This is a genomic window from Streptomyces siamensis (genome assembly GCF_039543605.1).
GTDB classification, from domain to species: Bacteria; Actinomycetota; Actinomycetes; order Streptomycetales; family Streptomycetaceae; genus Streptomyces; species Streptomyces siamensis.
Genome location: NZ_BAABKB010000009.1, coordinates 15,792 through 40,606, shown reverse-complemented (window position 1 = coordinate 40,606; position 24,815 = coordinate 15,792). Strand labels below are relative to the sequence as shown.

Genomic DNA, 24,815 nt, shown 5'->3' with positions numbered 1-24,815 from the left:
CGCAACACTTCTCCTGCTCCTCACCGCTCTGGCCGGTTTGGGAACGCTTGTCCTGCGCGGCACCCACGACACCGGCCGGGACACGGGTTCCGGCCGCCCCGACGGCGACGCGCGGAGCGTCGACCTGGCGCGCGACATCGCCGACTACACGTCCCGGTTCACGCCGGACGGCGGCTACCTGCCCCCCTCGCGCACCGAACGGCGACTGGTCACCGACGGCGTCGCACTGCTCCTCGACGGCCACCGCGAGCAGGCCGAACAGCGCCTCGCCGAGGTCGACTTCGGCATTCGCACCCTGGTGGACAGCGCGACCGGGCGCCGATTCGCAGAGGTGTACGACCGCGTCGACCAGGCCCCCCACCCGCGCGGCTGGGGCCGCGTCTACGTGGACCTCGACCACCGCGCCCGATGGTCGGTACAGGTCCCCCACCCGGTCGCCGACCACGGCACGGAACAGCTGGGCGTGCGCGTCCTGCGCGGCACACCGGGCGGCGTCCTGATAGTTGCTGGAGCACATCGCAAATCCGGTGAGGGGGACGCGTCCGACGTGGCGCACCGCCGGGACACCGTGTTCCACGCGGTCTGCGCCGAGCTCGTCCGGCGCGGCTTCCCGGGTGTCCAGCTGCACGGCTTCGCCGACGACTCGGCGCCCGACCACGACGTCGTCGCCTCCACGGGCAAGGGCTCCGAGGGCCGTACCGACGGTCGCAGGCTCGCCGACGCGCTCCGCGACCGGGGCTTCGCGGTGTGCCGCGCCTGGGTCCGCTCGTGCCCGCTGGAGGGCCACGAGAACGTCCAGGGTCGGATCGCCGCGGACGAGGACGTGCCGTTCCTGCACGTGGAGTTCGCCCGGTCCGTCCGCTCCAGCGACGCGCGGGCCGCCGAGGCCGCCGCCGCCGTGCGCGTCGTCACGTCACGGTGGGCCGCCGCCTCCGGCGTGCGACGCTGAGTCCATGGACGACGACCACGGCGACCCCCTCCTCGTCATCGTCGACGGCGCCAACGTCGTCGGCTCCGTGCCCGACGGCTGGTGGCGCGACCGGCGCGGTGCGGCGGAGCGGCTGCGCGACCGACTGGCCCGGGACGGGCTGCCCGGGCACGGCGGGCCCGTGGAGCTGGTCCTCGTCGTCGAAGGCGCCGCGAAGGGCGTGGAGTCCGTCCCCGGCGTCCGCGTGGTGGCCGCACCGGGCAGCGGTGACGACACCGTCGTCGGCCTGGTGGCCGGGGCCGCGGACCGCTCCTGCCTCGTCGTCACCGCCGACCGCGAACTGCGCGGCCGGGTCTCCGCCCTCGGCGCCGACACGACGGGCCCGCGCGCCGTACGCCCTGACTGACGGCGTACCCCCCGGCCTGTGCGGCGCCGGAGCAGCGGCCGTCGGGCCCCGCGGGCAGCCCGGCTTCCTCACCGCGACCCCGTCTCCCGCACGTACAGCACCGCCCCGTCCACCTCCCCCGCCACCTCGTACTCCGCGGTGAGCAGCCGGCGCAGGGAGGGGATCCGTTCCGGGGCGTACGGCGCGGCGCGCGAGTCGTCGACGACGAGCGCGGGCGGGTGCGTGCTCATCTCCTCCCGGAAGACGGGCCAGGAGCCCTCGACGCCGTACTTCTCGCCCACCTGGGGTCCGTTGCGGCCGCCGCTGTAGTTGGTCAGGAGGCCGGCGGTCAGATAGCGGCTGGCGGGGGTCCGGTCGGCCAGCCAGTACGTCTCCGGGTGTATCCCCCAGACGAGGACCCGGTCACCGGGCGCCGTGCGGCGGGCGACCGCGTCCGCGAGCCGGGTGGCGTGCGCGAGGTCGGACCGGGGCGCCAGCAGCCCCCAGGCCAGGAACGCCGAGCAGCAGCAGGCAGAGGTGACCAGCGCGGTCACCAGCCGCTCCCGGGGCAGGATCTGCAGCGCCGCGGTCGCCAGCAGGGCCAGCGGCGGGATGAGTTGCAGGTAGTAGTGGCCGAAGAAGTGGAAGCCCAGCAGGACGGCGACCGCGGAGGAGGCGAACCACAGCCACAGGTCCACGGCCCCCGTGCGGGCGAGTCGCAGGACCCGGACGACCGGCGGGACGAGACCGGCGCAGGCCGCCGTCAGAATGGCCGTGTTGACCAGACCCCGCGCCAGGACGTGCAGCTCGGAGCCGGTGAAGGAGGCGTACGCGGCCGACCCGGTGACGGTCCAGAAGGCGAAGCCCGCCGGGTCGGTGACCAGGGCGGCGGACAGCACCGGCACGACGATTCCGGCGAGGAGCCGCAGCAGCCCGCCGCGCGTCGCGCCCTGCCGGTGCAGCAGCCACAGTACGGGCAGCAGCACCGCCCCGCCGGTCTGCTTCGTCAGCAGGGCGCAGGCCACGGCCACCCCGGCCGCGCCCCAGCGGCGGCGGTCGGCGCACCACATCGCGGCTGCCGTGCACGGCAGTATGAACACCTCGAAGGTGGCGGCCTGCGCGTCCTCGGGGTTGAGCCCGACGGAGACCAGCAGATAGAGCACGCCGGCCGTGCGTCCCGCGCCGTCGCCCCAGCGGCGCCTGGCCAGCGAGGCCAGCAGGACCGCGGTGAGCAGCTGGGCGAGCAGCGCCAGGACGCGCACGGACGTGAGGGACTCCGAACCGTGCACCGCGAACGCCCCCTCGTACAGCCAGGGCACGAACGGCGGCTTGCGGTCCACGACCGTCTCGTACAGCTCTCCGCCGTCGGCCAGCATCCGCGCCTGCACGGCGAGGTACCCCTCGTCGGGGTTCCACAGGGGCCGGGCGAAGGACGGCACCCGGGTGACACAGGCCAGCACCGCGAGCAGCGGCAGCAGCCGCGTCCAGTACGCCGTCCGTACGACTGCGGACCGTGGCGGGGCGAGCGGCGCGGCGAGCATGGGAAGCACGCTATCCGGCCCCGCAGTCCGTACCGAAGCGGGACATACGGGGCCGGGACGATCTGGCCGGTGACGACCGATGGTTCACCTAGACCTGCTTGCCTCCCGGGCCCTCGCCGGTGACCTGCGCGAGCGTCGTCTCCTCGTGCCGTCCGAGGCGGCTGTGCGACCGGCCGTAGAGGAAGTACACCAGCGCGCCGATCACCATCCAGATCGCGAACCGCAGCCAGGTCTCGGTGGGCAGGTTGACCATCAGCCACAGCGTGGCGCAGACGGACACGACGGGCAGCACCGGCACCCACGGGGTGCGGAAGGAGCGGGGCAGGTCGGGGCGGGTGCGGCGGAGGATGATCACGCCGATCGCGACGACGACGAAGGCGAACAGGGTGCCGATGTTCACCAGCTCGGCGAGTTCGCTGAGGCTGGTGAAGCCCGCGACGATCGCGATGATCACGCCGAGCAGGATGGTCGGCCGGTGCGGGGTCTTGAAGCGCGGATGGACGCGGGAGAAGAAGCGGGGCAGCAGACCGTCGCGGCTCATCGCGAAGAAGACGCGCGTCTGGCCGAGCAGCAGGATCATGCAGACCGTCGTCAGACCGACGGCGGCACCGAAGCTGATGACGCCCGAGAACCAGGGGTGCCCGGTGGCCTTGAAGGCGTCGGCGAGCGGGGCGTCCACCGACAGCTTGCTGTAGTGCTGCATTCCGGTGACGACGATGGCCACGGCCACGTACAGGGTGGTGCAGACGAGCAGGGAACCGAGGATGCCGCGTGGCATGTCACGCTGCGGGTTCTTGGTCTCCTCGGCGGCGGTGGCCACGACGTCGAAGCCGATGAAGGCGAAGAAGACCACGGAGGCGGCGGTGAAGATGCCCATCACGCCGAAGTTGGAGGGTGCCCAGCCGAACATCAGCTGGATGAGGGGCGCCTTGAGGCTGCCGCCCGCCTCCACCGCCTGCGACTTGGGGATGAAGGGGCTGTAGTTGTCGCCGTTGATGAAGAAGGCACCCGCGACGATCACGATGAGGACGACGGTCACCTTGATGGCCACGACGACCTCGGTGACCCGCGCGGAGAGCTTCATGCCGAGGACGAGGATGCAGGTGAGGACGAGCACCAGCGCCGCGGCGAGGATGTCGAACCCGAATCCGTGCGCACCGTCGCGGCCGCCCAGCGCGTCGGGCATGTGCCAGCCCGCGTTGTCCAGCAGTGAGCGGATGTAGCCCGCCCAGCCGACGGCGACCACCGCCGTGCCGAGCGCGAACTCAAGGACCAGGTCCCAGCCGATGATCCACGCGGGAAGCTCGCCCAGCGAGGCGTACGAGAAGGTGTAGGCGGATCCGGCGACCGGGAGCGTGGAGGCGAACTCCGCGTAGCAGAGCGCGGCGAGTGCGCAGACGATGCCGGCCACGACGAAGGCCAGGGAGACCGCGGGGCCCGCGTTCTGCTTGGCGACCTTGCCGGTGAGGACGAAGATGCCGGTGCCGATGATGACACCGACGCCGAAGACGGTGAGATCCAGAGCGGACAGCGACTTCTTGAGTGCGTGCTCCGGCTCCTCAGTGTCCAAGATCGATTGTTCGACCTTCTTCGTCCTGAAGAGGGTGCTGCTCACGGGCGTACCTCCACGCTTGACGTCCTCGAAATGATCGAGGGGGCGTGTTAGCCGCTTGCCCCGGCCGGGAGAGAATCACGCAAATGGGCCGGTTTCACCACCCCTTCAGGGTGCTGAAACCGGCCCTTTGGACCTGTGGCCCTCCGGTCAGTCGCGCGCCGGCTCCACGGAGTCCACGGCGTGCGCGGCCGTGCGCTCGAACCGGCCGTCGAGCTTGGCCACCAGCCCGGTGACCTGGCGGGCGATGTCCGGCGCGGTCAGCCCGATCTCCGCCAGGACCTCACCCCGCGAGGCGTGGTCGAGGAAGCGCGGCGGGATGCCGAAGTCGCGCAGCGGGACGTCGACGCCCGCGTCGCGCAGGGCCTGCGCGACCGCCGAGCCCACGCCGCCGACACGGGAGTTGTCCTCCACGGTGACGACCACGCGGTGCTGCTCGGCGAGCGGGGCCATGGCCTCGTCGACGGGCTTGACCCAGCGCGGGTCGACGACGGTGGTGGAGATGCCCTGCTTGTCGAGGAGGTCCGCGATCTCCAGGCACATCGGCGCGAGCGCGCCGACGGAGACGAGCAGCACGTCGGGGGTGTCGGTGCCGGGCGCCCGCAGGACGTCCATGCCGCCGATCCGGCCCACGGCGGGCACGGCGGGGCCGACCGCTCCCTTGGAGAAGCGGACCACGGTCGGCGCGTCGGTGACCTCGACGGCCTCCCGGAGCTGGGCGCGGACCTGGTCGGCGTCGCGCGGTGCCGCCAGCCTGAGGCCCGGGACGACCTGGAGGATCGACATGTCCCACATGCCGTTGTGCGAGGCACCGTCGGTGCCGGTGACACCCGCGCGGTCCAGGACGAAGGTGACGCCGCACTTGTGCAGGGCCACGTCCATCAGGACCTGGTCGAAGGCGCGGTTGAGGAAGGTGGCGTAGACGGCGAAGACGGGGTGCAGTCCGCCGGTGGCGAGGCCGGCCGCGGAGACCGCGCCGTGCTGCTCGGCGATGCCGACGTCGTACACGCGCTTCGGGAAGGCCTTGGCGAACTTGTCGAGGCCGACCGGCTGGAGCATCGCGGCCGTGATGGCGACGACGTCCTCGCGCTCCTTGCCGAGCTTGACCATCTCCTCGCCGAAGACGGACGTCCAGTCGGCGCCGGAGGACGCGATCGGCAGGCCCGTGTCGGGGTGGATCTTGCCGACGGCGTGGAACCGGTCGGCCTCGTCCTGGAGGGCGGGCTGGTAGCCGCGGCCCTTCTCGGTGAGGCAGTGCACGATGACCGGGCCGCCGAAGCGCTTGGCGCGGGCCAGCGCGGACTCCAGGGCCTCGATGTCGTGGCCGTCGATCGGGCCGACGTACTTCAGGCCGAGGTCCTCGAACATGCCCTGCGGGGCGATGAAGTCCTTGAGGCCCTTCTTGGCGCCGTGCAGGGTCTCGTAGAGCGGCCGGCCGACGACCGGGGTGCGCTCCAGGAGGTCCTTGCCGCGGGCCAGGAAGCGCTCGTAGCCGTCGGTGGTGCGCAGGGTCGCCAGGTGGTTGGCGAGGCCGCCGATGGTCGGCGCGTACGAGCGCTCGTTGTCGTTGACGACGATGACCAGCGGGCGGTCCTTGGCGTCGGCGATGTTGTTGAGCGCCTCCCAGGCCATGCCGCCGGTGAGGGCGCCGTCACCGATGACGGCGACGACATGGGCGTCCTTGCGGAGCACCTCGTTCGCCTTGGCCAGGCCGTCGGCCCAGCCGAGGACCGTGGAGGCGTGCGAGTTCTCGATGACGTCGTGCTCGGACTCGGCCTGCGAGGGGTAGCCGGACAGGCCGCCCTTCATCTTCAGCCGGGAGAAGTCCTGGCGGCCGGTGAGGAGCTTGTGGACGTAGGACTGGTGGCCCGTGTCCCACAGCACCTTGTCCTTCGGCGACTCGAAGACGCGGTGCAGGGCGATGGTGAGCTCCACGACACCGAGGTTGGGGCCGAGGTGGCCGCCTGTCTTGGAGACCGCGTCGACGAGGAAGGTCCTGATCTCGCCGGCCAGCTGGTCCAGCTGCTCCAGGCTGAGCCGGTCCAGATCGCGCGGTCCCCTGATGCGGGTCAGCAGCGGCACCCGTGCCTCCTTGCAGTAGAGCTGTTCGAGCTTTGCCGGGCCTGTCGAGTCTAATGTTCCGTCTTTGGCGCCCGTGCCCGGCCTCCACGTTGTACGTCACGCGTTCGGCCGCAGAACGTCCGTACACGCGTTCTCTTCGCCGTGATGCCTCCGGCCCCGCACGCGGACGTGGAAGTGCCCGGTACCGCCGTTGGTACCGGGCACTTCGTACGTGGCCCGAAGGGCCGGTCGCGCTAGGCGCGGCCCGCGGTCTTCTGGGTCTTGCGGGTGACCGCGTCGATGACGACGGTGGCGAGGAGCACACCACCGGTGATCATGTACTGGACCGGCGAGGCGATGCCCTCGAGGGCGAGGCCGTACTGGATCGAGACGATGACCAGAACACCGAGCAGGGCGTTCCAGGTGCGGCCACGGCCACCGAAGAGGCTGGTGCCACCGATGACGGCCGCCGCGATGGCGTTCATCAGCAGGTCGCCGGCGCCGGCGCCCTGGTTGGCGGAGGCGATCTTCGAGGCGATGAACAGACCGCCGATCGCGGCGAAGGTACCGGAGATCGCGAAGACCGAGATCCGGACCATCTCCACGTTGATACCGGCACGGCGGGAGGCCTCGACGCTGCCACCGAGCGCGAAGATCTTCCGGCCGTACGAGGTGCGGCGCAGCACGAAGTCCGTGAGCAGCAGCACCGCGATGAAGATCACCACGGCCAGCGGCAGGCCCTTGTACTGGTTGTAGATGATCGCCACGGCGAAGGAGACGATCGCGAGCAGCGCGGTGCGCGCGATGGTCTCGCTCAGCGGCGCGGACGGCACACCGGCGGCCTCACGACGACGGTTGCCGAAGTAGGAGTTGAGGAAGTACACGCCCGTCACGGCGACGGCGAGCACGTAGGCGGCCGCCACATCCGTGAAGTAGTAGCTGGTCAGCTTGGCGACCACGCCCTCGCTGTCCAGGTTGATGGTGCCGTTGCTGCCCAGGATCTGCAGCATGAAGCCGTTCCAGAACAGCAGACCGGCCAGGGTGACGGCGAACGCCGGGACACCGATGCGGGCGAAGACGAAACCGTGGATCGCACCGGCGACCGTGCCGGTCAGGATGGCCAGCACGAAGGCCAGCCACTCGTTCATCCCGTGTGTGACGTTCAGCACCGCGAAGGCGGCGCCCGCGACACCGGAGACGGAACCGACCGACAGGTCGATCTCGCCGAGCAGCAGCACGAAGACGATACCGACGGCGATCATGCCCGTGCCGACCATGGCCACGGAGATGTCGGAGAGGTTGCCCGCGGTGAGGAAGTTCGAGTTCAGGCTCGCGAAGATCGCCCAGATGATGATCAGACCGACGACGACCGGGAGGGAACCCAGGTCACCGGCCTTCATCTTGCGCTTGAACTCGGAGACGTAGCCGGCGAGGCCCTGCTCGCGGACCAGCAGTCGGGGGTCGACCGCGGTGACCGCCTTGGCGGCAGCCTCGGGGTTCTCCACGACGTGGTCCTCGGGGGTCGCGGAGGTCTTGTCGATGCTCACTTCTGAGCCTCCCCATTGCTGCGCGCCGCACGACGGGTCACGGCGTTCTCCGTGGCGCCCGTGATGGCGGAGATGATCTCTTCCTGGGAGGTCGACTTGACCTCGAAGACGCCGTTGTTGCGCCCGAGGCGCAGGACGGCGACCTTGTCGGCCACGGCCTTCACGTCAGCCATGTTGTGGCTGATGAGGATCACCGCGTGGCCGCGCTCGCGCAGCCGCTCGACCAGGTCGAGGACCTGAGCGGTCTGCTCGACGCCGAGGGCGGCGGTGGGCTCGTCGAGGATGACGAGCTTGGGCTCACCGAGCATCGAACGGGCGATCGCCACGGTCTGGCGCTGACCGCCGGAGAGCGAGGCGATCGGGATGCGGACGCTGGGGATCCGGATGGACAGCGTGTCCAGCAGCTCGCGGGAGCGGCGCTCCATCTCGACCTCGTCCAGGACACCGCGCTTCTTCAGCTCGCGGCCCAGGTAGAGGTTGCCGACGACGTCGATGTTGTCGCACAGCGCGAGGTCCTGGTAGACGGTCGCGATGCCCAGCGCCTGTGCGTCGTGCGGCCGGTTGATCTGGACGGTCTTGCCGTCCCACTCGATGGCGCCCTCATCGATCGGGTGCACGCCGGCGATCGTCTTGACCAGCGTGGACTTTCCGGCGCCGTTGTCGCCCACCAGGGCGACCACTTCACCGGCGTGGACCTCAAGCTCTACGTCGGTGAGCGCCTGGACGGCACCGAACCGCTTGGAGACCCCGCGCAACGCCAGCACAGGCGTAGCGGACACGTGAACCATCTCCTTCGCCGCCTGACCCGGCGGGAGGTTGTGCAGAAGTTTTGGAGGGGGGTGTTCCGTCCGGCGCCCCGCCTAGCTTGCGGGGCTGTTTGATGCGGGGCGCCGGAGGGGCTTCGTCACGCAAGTCCCGATCCGGAATTCAAGAGTGAATTCCATTGGTTGGAAAGGGACTTGCGGGGAATTACTTCAGACCGATCTTGTCGCAGGCCGCCTTGTAGGCGGAGGTGCAGATGTCGTCGATCGTGTAGACGCCGTCCTTGACGACGGTGTCCTTGATGTTGTCCTTGGTCAGCGAGGTGACGGCGACCAGGACCGACGGAACGCCCTTGGTGGTCGGGCTGTCGACCTTGTCCTTGGCGACGGAGTCGAGCGACTTGCCCTGGGCGAGCGCGACGGCCATCTCGGCGGCGGCGTCGGCCTCGGGGGCGTACGGCTTGTAGACGCTCATGTACTGCTCACCGGCGACGATGCGCTGCACACCCGCGAGCTCGGCGTCCTGGCCGGTGACCGGGACCTTCAGGCCCTTGGCCTTGAGGGCGGTGATGATACCGCCGGCCATACCGTCGTTGGCGGAGTAGACGCCGATGATGTTCTTCTTGCCGAGAGCCGAGATGGCGCCCTCCATGTTGGAGTTGGCGTTCTCCGGCTTCCACTCCTTGGTGTCGTACTCCTTGCCGATGTTCACCTTGCCGTCGAGCACCTCGTGGGCGCCGGCCTTGAACTGAGCGGCGTTCGGGTCGGTGACCGACCCGTTCATCATGACGATCTTGCCGTCCTTGGCCTTGGAGCCAAGAGCCTTCAGGAGGGCCTCGCCCTGCGTCTTGCCGACGGTCTTGTTGTCGAACGAGGTGTAGGCGTCGATCGGGCCCTGCGCGAGACGGTCGTAGGCCACGACCGGGATGCCGGCGTCCTTGGCCTTCTGGACCGAGTTCTTGATGGCGGCAGCGTCCACAGCGTCGACGATCAGCACGTCCACCTTGTTGGTGATCATGGTGTCGACCTGCTGGTTCTGCGTGCTGGCGTCCTGCTTGGCGTTGGCGTAGACGACCTCGCCCTTGTCGTTCGTGAGCTCCTTGATCTTCTGCGTGATCAGGGGCTTGTCGAACTTCTCGTAGCGAGCGGTCTGGTTCTCCGGAAGGAGCAGACCGACCTTGATCGCGTCGCCCTTCTTGGCAGAGCTGGAGCTGTCGCTCTTGTCGCCGGACTCCTTGGCACTGCCACAGGCGGCCAGCGAGACGGCCATCGCACCAGCGGCAACGGCAACGGCGGCACGACGCATACGCGTGTTCACTTCAGAAACCTCCCTGACGAGGCCGCGTCGTTGCGGCCGAGGTGGCTGGAAGTCAACTCGGCCACACGTGCGACGTCAAGAAGTAAATACTTAACGAGATGGCAACGGTGCCATGCGTTCTCTAAGTGAAGGCAGGGGCAGCCGCAGACAGCGAGCCGTCCAAAAGGGTCGAATCGCCCATCTCGCTGAGCGCGAGAGCGAGCGCCCCGAGGACCTCCGCACGGCCTCCAAGCGCCCCTGGAAGCACCGAGAGTTGACGTGCGGCGCTGGGGATCGCGTAGCGCCCGACCGACTCCCTGATGGGCCCCAGAACCAGCTCCCCGGCCTCCGCGAGATCGCCGCCGAGGACCACCCGGCTCGGGTTCAGCAAATTGCAGAGATTCGCGACTCCACTGCCGATGTGACGACCGACGTCGGCGATCACCCGACGACAGCCCGGATCACCGTCCCGCGCCAGCCGGACGACACCCTCCATGGTCAGGTCCGTACCGTGACTGGACTGGAGAAGCGGCAGCACATAACGCGCGGCCGCAAAGGTCTCCAGGCAGCCCCGGTTGCCGCAGCGACAGACGGGGCCGGACTCATCAAGAGTAATATGCCCGATTTCGCCGGCCGTGCCGCCGGGGCCGCGGTAGATCTTGCCGTTGATCACCAGCCCGGCGCCCACACCGCTGGCGACCTTGATGTACGCGAGATCCTTGGCGCCCCGGCCGCTGCCCCAGACCATCTCGCCGAGCGCACCCAGGTTGGCGTCGTTGTCCACGTGCACCGGCACGCCGAGCCGCCCCCGCAGCTCCTCGGCGGGCTTCGCACCGGTCCAGCCCGGCAGGATGGCGGTGGAACCCAGGGTCCCCGACTCCACGTCGATCGGACCCGGCACACCGAGCCCCACGCCCGCGATCTTGGACCGGTCGACGCCGGTGGCCGCGATCAGGCGGCTGACCAGCTCTTCCGCCCGGTCGAAGCCCTGCGCGGCGGAGGCGTCCACGTCGAGCGGCTCGGACTCCTCGGCGAGCACCTGGTGGGCGAGGTTCCCGACCGCGACGCGCAAATGCGTGTGGCCGAAGTCGACGCCGATGACGATGCCGGCGTCCCCGCTCAGGGACACGCTGCGGGCCCTGCGGCCGCCCGCCGAAGTGGGTGTGACCTCGACCGTTCCGCCGTCCTTGAGCTCCCGGACGATATTGGAAACGGTCGCGGCGGACAGACCCGTCGTCCTCGCGATCTCCGCCTGCGTGAGCGAACCGGCAAGGCGCACCGCACGTACGACGCGCTCCAGATTGGCCCGATGCAGCGACGACTGCGACCCCGGAGTCTCCATTGACTCTCCACCCTTAGCCCCTGGCTCGCGTCACACCGGGTGACTGAGCCTTGTACAAGTTATGAACCCCAAACTCCGCTGGATGCACCTGTGGCGTCAAGCCCTTGACAGATATCGGTTCCATCCGCCGTACACAGGGGTCGGGCCCCGGAGAGTTGTCTCTCCGGGGCCCGACCCCTGTGCGCAGCGGGTGAAGCAGCGGTTACGTGATGACGTCGGCCGCCGGACCGGCCGAGCGACCCGGCCGGCCGTACGGCGCGACGGTGGGCGTCAGCGGAAGGTGCCCTGCGACACCGAACCGGCGATCCGCCGCTGGAAAATGACGTACACGATCAGTACGGGCACCACCGTGACGACGATCGCCGCGAACAGCGCACCGTAGTCGATGCCGTAGGCCTGCGAGGACGCGTAGGCGGCCATGCCCTGGGTCAGCACCCACTTGTCCTGGTCGGTGTTGAGCGCGACCGGCAGCAGGAACTGGTTCCACAGGCCCAGGAAGTTGAAGATCGCCACCGCCGCCATGCCCGGCCGCGCCATCGGCAGCATCACCTGGAAGAACGCCCGCCAGTCCCCCGCGCCGTCGATCAGCGCGGCCTCGTACACGTCGTGCGGCAGGGAGCGGAAGAACGCGTAGAGGAAGAACATCGTGAACGGCAGCGCGAACGCGACGTAGGTGAGGATCAGCCCCGGGCGTGTGTTCAGCAGCCCGAAGTTCTGCAGCTGGAAGAAGAGCGGCACGATCGCCAGGAAGACCGGGAAGGTCAGCCCGGCGAGCATCACGTAGTAGATCAGCCGGCGTCCCGGGAACTGGAACCGGGCCAGGACGTACGCGCACATCGCGCCCAGCAACATCACCAGGACCAGTGCGCAGACGACCACGATCACGGAGTTCAGGAAGTACTTCCCGATGCTCGCGTCGCTCCAGGCGCGCGAGTAGTTGTCGAAATGCCAGTGCTTCGGCAGCGCGAACGGCGACGACAGGATCTCCTTGGTCGTCTTGAACGACGACACCAGGACCCACAGCATGGGCAGGATCACGATCACGGACCACAGGATCAGCAGGCCGTGCGCGATCACCGCGAACCTGCGGTCGCTGCCCGCGACGGCTTTCGTCAGCTTCTGGTCGCTCGCCCGCTTATGGTCACGCGCCTGCTTCCGGTCGGCGGCTATGACGCTCACTGGACACCCCCCTTGGCCACGGCACGCCGAGCCTTCAACCCACGCGCTTCCTTACGGCCCTCGCTCTCGCCCCCGCCGGTCAGACGGTTGACGGCGAACACCAGCGCCGCGAACACCAGGGTGACGACGGCGAGGACGACCCCCATCGCGGTGGCCAGTCCGAACTGCTGCTTCGCGAAAGCGACATTGAACAGCCGCTGGCTGATCGTGAGGGTCGAGTTGTTCGGCCCACCGCCCGGCAGCATGGCCTGTACGTAGACGAACGCGTCCAGCGCGGCGATGCCCAGGTAGATGTACGCGGTCTGCACACTGTCCCGGATCGCCGGCAGCGTGACCGAGATCGTCATCCGGAACCGGCCGGCTCCGTCGATCCTGGCCGCCTCGTACAGCTCGGCGGGAACGCCCTTGATCGCGGCGATGAAGAGCACCGCGTAGAACCCGACGAGCCCCCAGACGATGACGAACATCAGGGCCGGCATCGCCGTCGCCTGTTCGCCCAGCCAGGCGAACTCCTTGAAGCCGTCCAGGCCGAGCCCGCTGAGGATGCCGTTGACCAGGCCGGCGTTCGGGTCGTACATCTGCGCCCAGATCAGGCCGACGATGATCGCCGGCACGACGTAGGGGAAGAACGAGACGATCCGGTAGAACGAAGCCCCCTTGATCCCCCGGACGGGGCCCTTGCTGGGCCCGCCCAGGGTGATGGCCACCGCGACCCCGAGAGCGAGCGTCAACGTCACCAGCGGCACGAAGGCCGCCAGCAGGGCGACATTGCGCAGCGCCTTCAGGAAGACATCGTCCTGGAACATCTTGACGAAGTTGTCGAGGCCGATGAAGTCATAATCCGGGCTGAAACCACGCCAGTTGGTCATCGCCCAGAAGATCGCCTGGGCGAAGGGGTACAGGACGAAGATCACGAAGATGGCGACCGGGAGACCGAGGAACGCGAGGAAGAACGTCACCCGGTCGAACGTGAGCTTGCGGCGCCGGGGCCGCCCGCCGCGAGCGGCCGGCACGGGCCGGCTGCTCGCGGTGTCGGAGATGGTGGTCTTGTCTTTCATCGCAGTGCTAGCTGACCTTGATCTTGTCGACGGAGTCGTCTTCCCGGACCTTGTCGGAGATCTTCTGCAGAGCCGAGGTCAGACCCTTGGCGTCGATGTCACCGGAGAGGAACGAGTTCCACGGCACCAGCTGGTCGGTGTTCATGCCGTAGGCCTCGACGAAGTTGTAGGTGAAGATGTTGGTGCCCGCGGCCTCCAGCATCTTCGTCTGCGAGACGAGGGCGGACGATCCGTAACCGTCGGCGGGCACGGTGCCCTTGACGATCGTCGGGGCCAGCTTCGTCTTGGAGAAGTTGGCGGCCGCGTCCTTGGACAGCATCGCGCGCAGCACTTCCTTGCCGCCGGCCGGGTTCTTGCCCTTCTTGGGGACGATGAACGGCTCGCCGGCGGCCGCGCGAATCGCCTCGTAGGGCAGCTTCGGCTTGTCGGTGAGCGTCATCGACGGGAAGCCGGTCATCTGGAAGTCGGCCTTGGTGGCCTTCTTCATCTCGTTCTCGATCCAGCCACCGGACGGGTAGAGCAGCGCCTTCTGGTCGTTGCTCCAGATCGCCTGCGCCTTCTGGAACTGGGTGCCGGAGCCGCCGGGAACGAACATCTTCTCCTTGACCATGGTCTCCATGACCTTGATCACGCCCTGGATGGCCGGGTGCGACCAGCAGCCCTTCTCCAGGTTCTCCAGCGCGAGCCGGACCTCGTCGCCGCCCTCCTTGATCGCCGAGTCGATCAGGAGCGTGCGGTAGTAGGTCGCCGCCTCCTTGCCGTGGACGAAGAGGTACTTGCCCTTCTTCTTCGCCTTCTGGCCGAGGTCGAGCGCCTCGTCCCACGTCTTCGGCGGGGTCCAGCCGTTCGCCTCGAACAGCGTCTTCGAGTACCAGACGCCATACACCGTCATCACATAGTTCAGCCCGACGAACTTGTCCTTGAACGTGCCGGGGCCCTTGATGCCGGGATAGATCGTGTCGGCGATCTTCTTGCCCTCGTAGTTGTTCGCCTCGAGGACGTCGTCGAGCTCCTCGAGCTGGTCGAGGATGCCGAGGAAGCCGATCTGGTCCTCGCCGGAGTTGTCGATGAGGTCCGGCGGGTTGCCGCCGACGAAGCGGGGCTGGAGCTCCGGGGCGATGTCGACGACCGGCTTGACCTTGACGTCGAGACCGTTGCTCTTCTCCTTGGCGATGTTGCCGGCGTAGGTGACGTAGTCGACGCCGTAGCCGCCGTTGAAGATGGCCGCGTCGACCTTGGAGTTCGCGGCGACACCGAACGGGTTCTTGGCGCTCGTCTTGCCCTTCGCCCCCTTGTCGTCATTACCGCTGTCGGAGGGGGAGCTACAGGCGACGGCGAACGACCCCATGGCCGCGGTCGCGATCGCCCCGCGCAGGAGCGTCCGCCTGTCGAGAGAGCCGGCACGAATGGTCATTTCCGCATCCTCACTGATCGATTGGATCTGTACGGTTTGCTGCGTGTTCGGCTGCCGGGCCGGGGTGGCCCCGTGCTTGCCGCACTTCTCTTTGAGCGCGTTCTGGTGTGGGTCTCCGCTTGAGATGGCGGCGGAGAAGCACATCGGGGCGTTTCGCCGTCGTCTCGGAGCCGCTCAGCGGCACCGATGGTGATCAGCTGAGTGATGTCGGAAAAGCAGTCGCCGGGGCCGCCGCCGGAGCGGCAGTCTCGCTCCGCTTGATGAGATCGTGATGGCCTACGCCGGTGGTGGATCCCATGCTCAAGTCCTCGCCTTCTCCAGGACTCAGGCGGTGAACCGGATCCTCCCCGGCACCGCGGTTAGGTCAAGCTGGGGTCGTGCGTGGGGGATTCACCGAGCCGGCACGGCAGTAGGTGTATGTGACACCCTCCGTCGCCTTCCGATTTCCCCCCGGGGTCCTGCCTGTCCACGGCCGTCGAGCGGCTAAGCGGACGCCGACAGGTATAGTCCACTTCCCGCCAACGGAGCAAGATCGAATACGGGTTTGGCCGCCGGTCTTTTCCGAGTTGAGACCTCGCGGAAATGTGCGGCCCGCACACCCCGCCCCCGCGAAGATCGTCGGGGGCAACCTCCCGCATTGAACGCAATGTGCCGTTCGCCGGATCGCATTCACACCGGATGCCTCACTCAACACCCTTGACACCGCTGACAACTTGACTCACAAATGGTCCTTGCGCATCGAATTTGACAACGTTGTCCACGCCACGCGAGTGAGCCGAAGGGGGCGCCTGTGTCAAGGATGTGAGCGCGTCGCGGCCCCCCGGGCCGAGTCGCGCCGCACCCTCGACACGGGCTTCGCCACCCGCAGGTGAACGAGCCAGAGACAGGGAGGGTGCTCGCGCATGCAGCACAGCGCTCGGTACAGACGGAGTTCTTCGACTCGGCCGAGATGGGGTTCACCGACCGCACTGGGGGTGGTGGCACTCTCCCTCGTGGTGGCCTCGCAGGGGGTGGCGGTCGCACTGCCCGCCCAGGCGGCGGCCGCGGACCGGGAGTTCAGCTCCTCCTTCGAATCGGGAGATCCGGCACCGGACTGGCTCAACACGGTCGACACGGCCGCAGACGGGTCGAAAAGGGCCTCGGGTGTCGACGGCGGCTACAGCACCGGCATCCCCGGCAATGTGACCGACCACGTCACCGACGTCCGGGCCAGCGGTGAGAACACCGGCGCGGGCGAGGTAAAGGAGAACCTCGCCGACGGCGAGTCGAGCACGAAGTGGCTGACCTTCGAGCCCACCGGCTGGGCGGAGTTCGACCTGGACGCCCCGGTCAAGCTGGTGACCTACGCGCTGACCTCGGCCAACGACCACGACGAGCGCGACCCGAAGGACTGGACCCTCCAGGGGTCCACCGACGGCAAGGACTGGAAGACCCTCGACACCCGCACCGGGGAGTCCTTCGGCGAGCGGTTCCAGACCAAGTCGTACGACCTCGACAGCCCGGCCGAGTACCAGCACTTCCGGCTCGACGTCACCAAGAACAACGGCGGCGACATCCTCCAGCTCGCCGACGTCCAGTTCTCCACGGGCAAGAGCGACGACCCGACGCCCAAGGACATGCTGTCGCTGGTGGACCGCGGACCGAGCGGCTCACCCACCGCGAAGGCGGGCGCGGGCTTCACCGGCAAGCGGGCCCTGCGCTACGCCGGCACGCACAAGGCGGACAGCCGCGCGTACTCGTACAACAAGGTCTTCGACGTGAACGTGGCGGTCGGGCGCGACACACAGCTGTCGTACCGGATCTTCCCGTCCATGGCCGACGGAGACCGGGACTACGACGCCACGAACGTGTCCGTGGACCTGGCCTTCACCGACGGCACCTACCTGAGCGACCTGTCCGCGGTCGACCAGCACGGCTTCGCGCTCACCCCGCAGGGCCAGGGCGCGGCGAAGGTGCTGTACGTCAACCAGTGGAACAACGTCGCCTCGCGGATCGGTTCGGTCGCGGCGGGCAGGACGGTCGACCGGATCCTGGTCGCGTACGACTCCCCCAAGGGGCCGGCGAAGTTCCGGGGCTGGCTGGACGACGTCGCGCTGAAGACGGCCGCGCCCGAGAAGCCCAAGGCGCACCTGTCCGACTACGCGCTGACCACCCGCGGCACCAACTCCAGCGGCGGCTTCTCGCGCGGCAACAACTTCCCGGCGACCGCCGTCCCGCACGGCTTCAACTTCTGGACGCCGGTGACCAACGCGGGCTCGCTGAGCTGGCTCTACGACTACGCCCGGGCGAACAACTCGGACAACCTGCCCACCATCCAGGCGTTCAGCGCGAGCCACGAGCCGAGCCCCTGGATGGGTGACCGGCAGACCTTCCAGGTGATGCCGTCGGCGGCGTCCGGCACCCCGGACACCGGGCGCGGCGCCCGCGCGCTGGCCTTCCGGCACGAGAACGAGACCGCCCGCCCGTACTACTACGGGGTGACCTTCGAGAACGGTCTCAAGGCCGAGATGGCCCCCACGGACCACGCGGCGGCGCTGCGGTTCACCTACCCCGGCGACGACGCCAGTGTGGTCTTCGACAACGTCACCGAGCAGGCGGGGCTGACCCTCGACAAGGACAACGGCATCGTCACCGGCTACTCGGACGTGAAGTCCGGGCTGTCGACGGGCGCGACCCGGCTGTTCGTGTACGGCGTCTTCGACGAGAAGGTCACCGGCGGGGACTCCAGCGGCGTCAAGGGCTACCTGCGCCTGACACCGTCCAAGGACCACACCGTCACCCTGCGCCTGGCCACCTCCCTGATCAGCGTCGACCAGGCGAAGGACAACCTCCGCCAGGAGATCCCGGACGGCACGTCCTTCGACAAGGTCAAGTCGCGGGCCCAGCACCAGTGGGACGCCCTGCTCGGCAAGGTCGAGGTGGAGGGCGCGACGACGGACCAGCTGACGACGCTCTACTCCAGCCTGTACCGGCTCTACCTCTACCCGAACTCGGGCTTCGAGAAGGTCGGCGGGAAGTACCAGTACGCGTCGCCGTTCCAGCCGATGCCCGGTCCCGACAGCCCCACCCACACCGGCGCGAAGATCGTCGACGGCAAGGTGTACGTCAACAACGGCTTCTGGGACACCTACCGGACGACCTGGCCGGCCTACTCGTTCCTGACACCCAGTCAGGCGGGCGAGATGGTCGACGGGTTCGTGCAGCAGTACAAGGACGGCGGCTGGACCTCGCGCTGGTCCTCGCCCGGCTACGCGGACCTGATGACCGGCACCTCCTCGGACGTGGCGTTCGCGGACGCGTACGTGAAGGGCGTCGACTTCGACGCGGAGTCGGCGTACGCCGCGGCCGTGAAGAACGCGACGGTCGTCCCGCCGACGTCGGGCGTGGGCCGTAAGGGCATGTCGACCTCGCCGTTCCTCGGCTACACGAGCAGCGACACCCACGAGGGCCTGTCCTGGGCCCTGGAGGGCTACCTCAACGACTACGGCATCGCCAAGATGGGCCAGGCCCTCTACAAGAAGACCGGCAAGAAGCAGTACAAGGAGGAGTCCGAGTACTTCCTCAACCGCGCCCAGGACTACGTCAATCTCTTCGACACCAAGGCCGGCTTCTTCCAGGGCCGTGACGCCAAGGGCGACTGGCGCGTCGAGTCCTCCAAGTACGACCCGCGCGTGTGGGGTTACGACTACACGGAGACCAACGGCTGGGGCTACGCGTTCACCGCGCCGCAGGACTCGCGCGGTCTCGCCAACCTGTACGGCGGACGCAGCGGCCTCGCCGAGAAGCTCGACGCGTACTTCGCGACGCCCGAGACGGCCTCCCCCGACTTCGTGGGTTCGTACGGCGGTGTCATCCACGAGATGACCGAGGCCCGCGACGTGCGGATGGGCATGTACGGCCACTCCAACCAGGTGGCCCACCACGTCAACTACATGTACGACGCGGCGGGACAGCCCTGGAAGACGCAGAAGAACGTGCGTGAGGTGCTCTCCCGCCTCTACACCGGCAGCGAGATCGGTCAGGGCTACCACGGCGACGAGGACAACGGCGAGCAGTCGGCCTGGTACCTCTTCTCCGCGCTCGGCTTCTACCCGCTGGTGATGGGCAGCGGCGAGTACGCCATCGGCTCCCCGCTGTTCACCAAGGCGACGGTCCACCTGGAGAACGGCAAGGACCTGGTCGTGAAGGCGCCCAAGAACAGCGCGAAGAACGTGTACGTGCAGGGCCTGCGGGTCAACGGCAAGAAGTGGACGTCGACCTCGCTCCCCCACTCGGTCGTCTCGCGCGGCGGGGTGCTGGAGTTCGACATGGGCGCCAAGCCCTCCTCGTGGGGCACCGGCAAGGACGCGGCACCTGTGTCGATCACCCAGGACGACAAGGTGCCCGCACCCCGCACGGACGCCCTCAAGGGCGACGGCGCGCTCTTCGACAACACCTCGGCGACCGACGCGACCGTCACGTCCGTGGACCTGCCGGTCTCCGCGTCCGCCAAGGGCGTCCAGTACACGCTGACGTCCTCCGACCACACGAAGGCCCCGGCCGGCTGGGTGCTCCAGGGCTCCACCGACGGCACGCAGTGGACGGACCTGGACAAGCGCTCCGGCCAGTCCTTCGCCTGGGACAAGCAGACCCGCGCGTTCTCCGTCGCACGGCCGGGCGCGTACACGCACTACCGGCTGGTCCTCGACGGTGAGGCGACCCTCGCGGAGGTGGAGCTGCTGAGCTGACGCACACCCCCCACGGGAGAAGGGGCGGGCGCGGAGAACTCCGCGCCCGCCCCGCTTTTTTCCTCTCGTCGCCGTCAGCCCACCGCGAGGGTGAAGACGTGCAGGTCGGCGTTGTCCGGCAGCCGTACGCTGCGGACGGTCTTGCCGGACGGCGCCTCGAAGGGCTTGGTGGCGAAGACGTACGTGGCCACCGGGTCCTTGTCGGCGCCCGCGACGTTGCGGTAGGCGGCCTTGGCGACGGTCGCGTTGCCGTACTGGACGGTGCCGCCTCCGCCGCCGACGGTCCAGTCGGTGAAGGACAGGTCGACGGCGTCGGTGGTGCCGTCGGTGTACGTGACGGTCGCCTTCGTCTGCTGGTTGCCGTTGACCGCACTGCCGATGAAGGACAACCGGGCGGCCGGCTCGGCGAGTTCGACGGTCTGGCCGACCGCCGAGGCGTTGTCGGGCCGGCCGGCCGGGGACTTCGGCCAGGTGAAGGTCAGGCCGTCCACCGTGCCCCGCTCGCCCGGTGTCAGCCCCGCGTCGGCGAGGGCCTGCTTGGAGTAGCTCCAGCCGCCGCCGTCGTAGTCGGCCTCGTCGTGGTCGCCGCTGTCGTCGGAGACGCCGGTGTTGTTGTAGGCGGCGAGCAGCGAGTCCGGGGCGGCGACCGTGAGGGCCACCGGCTGCCGGTAGGAGGTGTCGTCCGAGGACACCGAGACGTCGACGTCGTAGAAGCCCTGCTCGGCGTCCGCGCCCGCCGACAGCGTGATCCGCTGCGCGCCGTCGGTCACGGTGCCCTCCGCGGGAGTCGCCGTCACGCCCTTCGGCACCTCCACGTGGAAGTGCACCTCGGGGCCCGCGCCGCCGCTCAGCGCGAGGGCGCGAATGTCGAGCGTGGTGCTGCCGCCCGGCGCGAGCGTGGCCGTGGTCGGCCCCACACCGATCTGGTACGGCTGTTCGCCCGTGCGGAAGGACGGCGGTGCGGCGGCCTCGTCGGCGCCCCACGTCCGGTCGGGCGTGCCGGACAGCGTGTAGTCGAGCGTGCCGCCGTCCCGGACGAAGGAGGCCGGCAGCCAGGGCCGCTCACCGGTGCGGCCGTCGACGCGCAGCGACCGGATGTACGGGGCGTCCACGGCGGCGCCCCGCGCCCTGATCTCGATGTCGGCGCCGCCCGGACGCTCGATCTCGATCCTCGGGAACAGCGGTGACGACAGGGCGAGTTCGGCGCGTGAGGGCACCTGGGGATACATGCCGAGCGAGGAGAAGACGTACCAGGAGGACATCTCGCCGAGGTCGTCGTTGCCGGGGATGCCGCCCGGCTCGGTCGACCACAGCCGGGTCATCGCCGCGCGCACGGTCTCCTGCGCCTTGTAGGGCGCGCCCGCGTAGTCGTACAGGTAGGGCACGTTGATCGACGGCTCGTTGTCCAGCTCCGACTTGTCGCCGCCGCTGCCCGTGAACGCCCAGCTGCCGTCGGCGTTGTGGAAGAAGGTGTCCAGCCGGTCCAGCGCCTTGGCACGGCCGCCCATCGCGGCGAACAGCCCGGCCGGGTCGTGCTGCACCATCCAGGTGTACTGGGCGGCGGTGCCCTCCACGAACCCGTTGCCCGTCGCCGGGGTGAAGCCGGTGACCCAGCTGCCGTCGGCCTTGCGGTTGGCGATGTAGCCGCCGCTGGGGTCGGCGGCCAGGTTGAAGCTGTTCTGCCACCACTGGGAGCGCCGGGCGAACTCGGCGGCGGTCTTCCGCTCCCCCGCCGCCGTGGCCAGCTGGGAGATCGCGAAGTCCGCGCCGGACATCTCCAGGGTCTCCGCGGCTCCGCCCCACGCGTTGGACACCGAGGGCATGTAGTGCTGCCGGAGGTACTTGTCGAGCGAGGGCCGCTGGCCGACCGACAGCACCGGCTTGCCCGCCGACGACAGGTCCTGCTCCGTCGGTACGGTCGCCGCCCGCACCAGCGAGTCGAGCGCGCCGCGCAGGTCGAAGTCGGTGCCGCCGAAGGCCCTGATGCCCGCGAGGGCGGGCGCCGACGGGTCGCCGTTCATGACGTGCGTGCCGTTCGCGCCGTGCAGCCAGCGGTCCCACACGCCGCCGTTCTGCCGGGCGAGTTCGAGCAGCGACTGCGCGATGTCGGATCCGGTGTCCGGGTCGAGGAGCGTCAGCAGCTGGACCTGGGAGCGGTAGACGTCCCAGCCGGAGAAGGTGCCGTACTGGGCCTCGTGCCCGCGGCCCACCGTGTGGACCTCGTCGTCGCTGCCTCTGTATCTGCCGTCGGCGTCGCTGATGACGTTCGGGTGCAGGAGCGCGTGGTACAGCGCGGTGTAGAAGGTGGTCCGCGACGCGTCGGTGCCGCCGCCGACCCGGATGGCGCCGAGCCGGTCACGCCAGGCACGGCGGGCGGCGTCCCGGACCGCGGCGAAGGACCGACGCGGCGGGTTCTCGGCGGCGAGGTTGGCCTCGGCGCCCGCCCGGCTGACGTACGAGATGCCCACCTTGACGTTCACCGGGCCGGTACCCGGCTCGAACTCCACATAGCCGCCGGCGCCCTTGCCGGCGACGGGACGGCCGCCCTCGCCGAAGCCGCCGGTTCCGCCGCTCGCCTCGGTGCTCCCGGGGCTGAGCTTGTCGTCCTGCCAGGTGCCCGTCTTCTTGAAGTCGCGGTCGAAGCGGGCGGTGAAGTGGAGTGTGTAGTAGGCGCGCCGGCCCTCGGGGTCGAGGTATCCGCAGAAGTTCCCGGAGGTGACCGAGCCGGAGACGGTGCGGGTGGCCGGGTCGATGCGCACGTCCGAAGCGGTCGAGCCCACTTCGGAGTTGGCGGTGCGGATCAGCAGGGAGGCGGGCTTGTCGGCGGGGAAGGTGAAGCGGCCCGAGCCGGTGCGCGCGGTCGCGGTGAGGTCGGCGGTGACGCCGGAGGAGAGTTCGACCCCGTAGTGGCCGGGTTCGGCCGTCTCGTCGGTGTGCGCGAAGTCGGCCGCGTACACGGCGTCCTTGGTGTCGCTCGCCGGAGAGGAGGTGACCTCGCCTGCGTAGGGGAAGAACGGGATGTCGCCGCTGCCGCCCGCGCATCCCGTGCCGGACATGTGGGTGAGGCTGAAGCCGCGGATGCGGGTGGCGTCGTACTGGTAGCCGCCGGGCGCGGCCGTGCGGGTCGCGTCGCCGCGGGTGTTCTCGGGGCTCCAGGACAGCATGCCGAAGGGCACGACGGCGCCCGGGAAGACATTGCCGCCGTTCTTGGTGCCGATGAGCGGGTCGACGTACGTGGTCGGGTCCCGGACGAGGTCCGGCGGGTCGGACTGGGGTGCGGCGAGCGCCGGGGTGGCGCCGGCGACCGTCAGGGCGACGGCCAGCAGAACGGATGACGGACGGAAACGCATGACGCGGCCCCTCCTCCTTCGGACGGGTCGCGCACCACAGGTCGCACAAGCCGCAGGGACAGTAGCGTGCGCCACGGGTACCACGGAAGACCGCCTGCGGCCCGGAGGGCGCGTCCGTCGCACCCCCGGACGGCCCAGCAGAGGCCCCTCCGTCTCAACTGGCTTGACATCGTTGTCGGTTGAGGCGGTAGAGTTTTCCGAAGACCGTTCGACAACGTTGTCGCACACTGCGATCGGCACAAGCCACGTCCCCCTGCTCCCGGTTTCCCGCGAGCAGGGGGCATCGTCCCGGGCCGGGCCTCCCCCGACCTGTCCGGGCTCGCGGACCGGGTGAGTCGCGAACCACCCACCCGGTCCGCCCTGAGCAAGGGCGCGGGATCATCCCACTCGGCAGGGAAGGGATGTCGACGGGTCGTCACCTGATCCGGAGACGACATAACCGAACGTCGCGCCGGCGCCCGGAGCGAGCGCTCCGTTCCAGTCGGCGTTGTGCACCATCACGTCCTGGCCGTCGTACGTGGCGTTGCCGTTCCAGAGGCCGGCGACCGACTGCCCGTCCGGCAGCGTCCAGTCGACCATCCAGCCGAGCATCGGCACGTCTGCGGTGTTGGTGACGGTCACCTCGGCCTGGTAGCCGCCGGACCAGGTGTTCGTCGTGCGGCGGGTGGCCGAGCAGGTGCCGGGCGGGGGTTCGGTGGGGTTGCCCGGGTCGTGAATGCCCGTCACCTCGCCGTTGCCGCCGTCGAAGACGACGTCGGAGCACGAGTAGAACGTCTCGGCGCTGTCCGAGCGCTGCCAGACCATGTAGATGATGTGGCGGCCCGACTTGTCCGCCGGCAGCGTGCCGCTCCAGGAGTAGTTGGCCTCGACCGTGCCCGGGGTGCCGTGGAGCGGCGGGTGGTCGACCGTGAGGAACGGCTGCTCCTCCATGTCGTCCCAGGTGAGGGTCCTGGTCGGGTCGAAGCCGTCCTTGGTGACGTAGACGCGGAACCAACCCGGGTGCGCCGCCCAGGCGTTGTACGCGAAGTCGACCGTGGCGCCCGACGTGAGATGGGTGAGCGGCCAGTCGTCACGCGGCAGGTCGAAGCCGGTGAAGTCGGGGTTGCCGCCGCTGCACAGCGCACCGTCGGGGACGAAGCCTCGGGTGCGGCCCGCGCCGTCCGAGCGCAGCACGGAGAACCAGTTGTAGAACGGCGTGGTGCCGCCGGCCTGCTGGGCCGCCCTGCACGCCGGGTTCACGGGTTTGATCTCGCCGGTGTCGGTCAGCCCGTCCTGCCGGCACAGGAAGGTGCGGCTGCCCGGCTTCATCGGGGTGCCGTGCGCCGCAGCGCCACCGCCGGCGGCGAGCACCAGCCCCAGGGCCGGCAGGGTGGTGAGCAGGGCGAGCAGCACGAGGAAGAGGGCCCTGCGCCGGGCGGGGAGGGGTAATCGGCGCCTCGGCCGGAGCGTAGATGTCATGGTCATGTCACCCGCACACCCGTATCCGCACCCCTCCACCACCCGTGGTCGCCATCTCACCGAAGGGGCCGTGCCGGTGAATCAAATGCCCGTTGCAGACGGCGCCACACACCCACCGAGGCCCTACCAGCACCGCCCCGCACAACGGCTGCAAC

15 protein-coding genes are annotated in these 24,815 nt (G+C 69.2%); 3 read left to right on the top strand and 12 right to left on the bottom strand.

Going from position 1 to position 24,815, the window contains the following annotated elements; genetic code table 11:
- Positions 1 to 37: 37 nt before the first annotated feature.
- Positions 38 to 949 (top strand): hypothetical protein, encoded by a 912-nt coding sequence (locus ABEB03_RS16080; RefSeq protein WP_345648440.1) that lies wholly within the window; start codon positions 38 to 40, stop codon positions 947 to 949.
- Positions 950 to 953: 4 nt separating this feature from the next.
- On the top strand, positions 954 to 1,334 hold the full coding sequence (locus tag ABEB03_RS16075) for a PIN domain-containing protein (RefSeq protein WP_345648437.1): 381 nt from the start codon (positions 954 to 956) through the stop codon (positions 1,332 to 1,334).
- A gap of 68 nt (positions 1,335 to 1,402) precedes the next feature.
- On the opposite strand, the gene ABEB03_RS16070 is transcribed toward ABEB03_RS16075, so the two are convergent.
- The 10 genes from ABEB03_RS16070 to ngcE all read right to left on the bottom strand — a co-directional run bounded on the left by ABEB03_RS16070 (position 1,403) and on the right by ngcE (position 15,125).
- The gene (locus ABEB03_RS16070; RefSeq protein ID WP_345648432.1) at positions 1,403 to 2,854 is read right to left on the bottom strand and encodes a glycosyltransferase family 39 protein; all 1,452 of its coding nucleotides are present in this window, start codon (positions 2,852 to 2,854) and stop codon (positions 1,403 to 1,405) included.
- Positions 2,855 to 2,942: 88 nt separating this feature from the next.
- Positions 2,943 to 4,469: an amino acid permease gene (locus ABEB03_RS16065; protein ID WP_345648428.1), complete on the bottom strand. Its 1,527-nt coding sequence runs from the start codon at positions 4,467 to 4,469 to the stop codon at positions 2,943 to 2,945.
- 147 nt (positions 4,470 to 4,616) lie between these two features.
- Entirely contained in the window at positions 4,617 to 6,548 is a 1,932-nt protein-coding gene (gene dxs / locus ABEB03_RS16060) for a 1-deoxy-D-xylulose-5-phosphate synthase (RefSeq protein ID WP_345648425.1), read from the bottom strand.
- A gap of 233 nt (positions 6,549 to 6,781) precedes the next feature.
- On the bottom strand, positions 6,782 to 8,074 hold the full coding sequence (locus ABEB03_RS16055) for a sugar ABC transporter permease (RefSeq protein WP_345648422.1): 1,293 nt from the start codon (positions 8,072 to 8,074) through the stop codon (positions 6,782 to 6,784).
- The gene (locus ABEB03_RS16050; protein ID WP_028802202.1) at positions 8,071 to 8,862 is read right to left on the bottom strand and encodes an ATP-binding cassette domain-containing protein; all 792 of its coding nucleotides are present in this window, start codon (positions 8,860 to 8,862) and stop codon (positions 8,071 to 8,073) included. Before ABEB03_RS16050 ends, ABEB03_RS16055 begins: the two co-directional genes overlap by 4 nt.
- 181 nt (positions 8,863 to 9,043) lie before the next feature.
- Positions 9,044 to 10,141, bottom strand: a complete 1,098-nt coding sequence (locus ABEB03_RS16045) for a substrate-binding domain-containing protein (protein WP_345648727.1) — start codon at positions 10,139 to 10,141, stop codon at positions 9,044 to 9,046.
- Positions 10,142 to 10,274: 133 nt separating this feature from the next.
- Positions 10,275 to 11,474, bottom strand: a complete 1,200-nt coding sequence (locus ABEB03_RS16040) for an ROK family transcriptional regulator (RefSeq protein WP_345648415.1) — start codon at positions 11,472 to 11,474, stop codon at positions 10,275 to 10,277.
- Between the two features lie 270 nt (positions 11,475 to 11,744).
- Positions 11,745 to 12,653, bottom strand: coding sequence for a carbohydrate ABC transporter permease (locus ABEB03_RS16035; protein WP_345648413.1), 909 nt, complete (start codon positions 12,651 to 12,653; stop codon positions 11,745 to 11,747).
- A complete protein-coding gene (locus ABEB03_RS16030) occupies positions 12,650 to 13,711 on the bottom strand; it encodes a carbohydrate ABC transporter permease (protein WP_345648411.1) in 1,062 nt (353 codons plus the stop codon). The genes ABEB03_RS16035 and ABEB03_RS16030 overlap by 4 nt, the downstream gene beginning before the upstream one ends.
- Before the next feature lie 7 nt (positions 13,712 to 13,718).
- A complete protein-coding gene (ngcE, locus tag ABEB03_RS16025; RefSeq protein WP_345648408.1) occupies positions 13,719 to 15,125 on the bottom strand; it encodes an N-acetylglucosamine/diacetylchitobiose ABC transporter substrate-binding protein in 1,407 nt (468 codons plus the stop codon).
- 902 nt (positions 15,126 to 16,027) lie between these two features.
- On the opposite strand from ngcE, the gene ABEB03_RS16020 reads away from it, so the two are divergent.
- Positions 16,028 to 19,852 carry a GH92 family glycosyl hydrolase gene (locus ABEB03_RS16020; protein WP_345648405.1) on the top strand — a complete coding sequence of 1,275 codons (3,825 nt, stop codon included), beginning with the start codon at positions 16,028 to 16,030 and terminating at the stop codon, positions 19,850 to 19,852.
- Between the two features lie 74 nt (positions 19,853 to 19,926).
- Here ABEB03_RS16020 and ABEB03_RS16015 read toward each other — a convergent pair whose 3' ends face one another.
- Both ABEB03_RS16015 and ABEB03_RS16010 read right to left on the bottom strand, forming a co-directional pair.
- A complete protein-coding gene (locus ABEB03_RS16015; protein ID WP_345648401.1) occupies positions 19,927 to 23,202 on the bottom strand; it encodes a GH92 family glycosyl hydrolase in 3,276 nt (1,091 codons plus the stop codon).
- A 378-nt stretch (positions 23,203 to 23,580) separates the two neighbouring features.
- Positions 23,581 to 24,660, bottom strand: coding sequence for a lytic polysaccharide monooxygenase auxiliary activity family 9 protein (locus ABEB03_RS16010; protein WP_345648397.1), 1,080 nt, complete (start codon positions 24,658 to 24,660; stop codon positions 23,581 to 23,583).
- Between the last annotated feature and the right edge of the window lie 155 nt (positions 24,661 to 24,815).

Bases quoted from the DNA above. Each gene is read 5' to 3' on its own strand.
- ABEB03_RS16040 (WP_345648415.1), bottom strand. From the start codon at position 11,474: ATGGAGACTCCGGGGTCGCAGTCGTCGCTGCATCGGGCCAATCTGGAG.
- ABEB03_RS16050 (WP_028802202.1), bottom strand. From the start codon at position 8,862: ATGGTTCACGTGTCCGCTACGCCTGTGCTGGCGTTGCGCGGGGTCTCC.
- ABEB03_RS16070 (WP_345648432.1), bottom strand. From the start codon at position 2,854: ATGCTCGCCGCGCCGCTCGCCCCGCCACGGTCCGCAGTCGTACGGACG.
- ABEB03_RS16030 (WP_345648411.1), bottom strand. From the start codon at position 13,711: ATGAAAGACAAGACCACCATCTCCGACACCGCGAGCAGCCGGCCCGTG.
- ngcE (WP_345648408.1), bottom strand. From the start codon at position 15,125: ATGACCATTCGTGCCGGCTCTCTCGACAGGCGGACGCTCCTGCGCGGG.
- ABEB03_RS16015 (WP_345648401.1), bottom strand. From the start codon at position 23,202: ATGCGTTTCCGTCCGTCATCCGTTCTGCTGGCCGTCGCCCTGACGGTC.
- ABEB03_RS16010 (WP_345648397.1), bottom strand. From the start codon at position 24,660: ATGACATCTACGCTCCGGCCGAGGCGCCGATTACCCCTCCCCGCCCGG.
- ABEB03_RS16045 (WP_345648727.1), bottom strand. From the start codon at position 10,141: ATGCGTCGTGCCGCCGTTGCCGTTGCCGCTGGTGCGATGGCCGTCTCG.
- ABEB03_RS16020 (WP_345648405.1), top strand. From the start codon at position 16,028: ATGCAGCACAGCGCTCGGTACAGACGGAGTTCTTCGACTCGGCCGAGA.
- ABEB03_RS16075 (WP_345648437.1), top strand. From the start codon at position 954: ATGGACGACGACCACGGCGACCCCCTCCTCGTCATCGTCGACGGCGCC.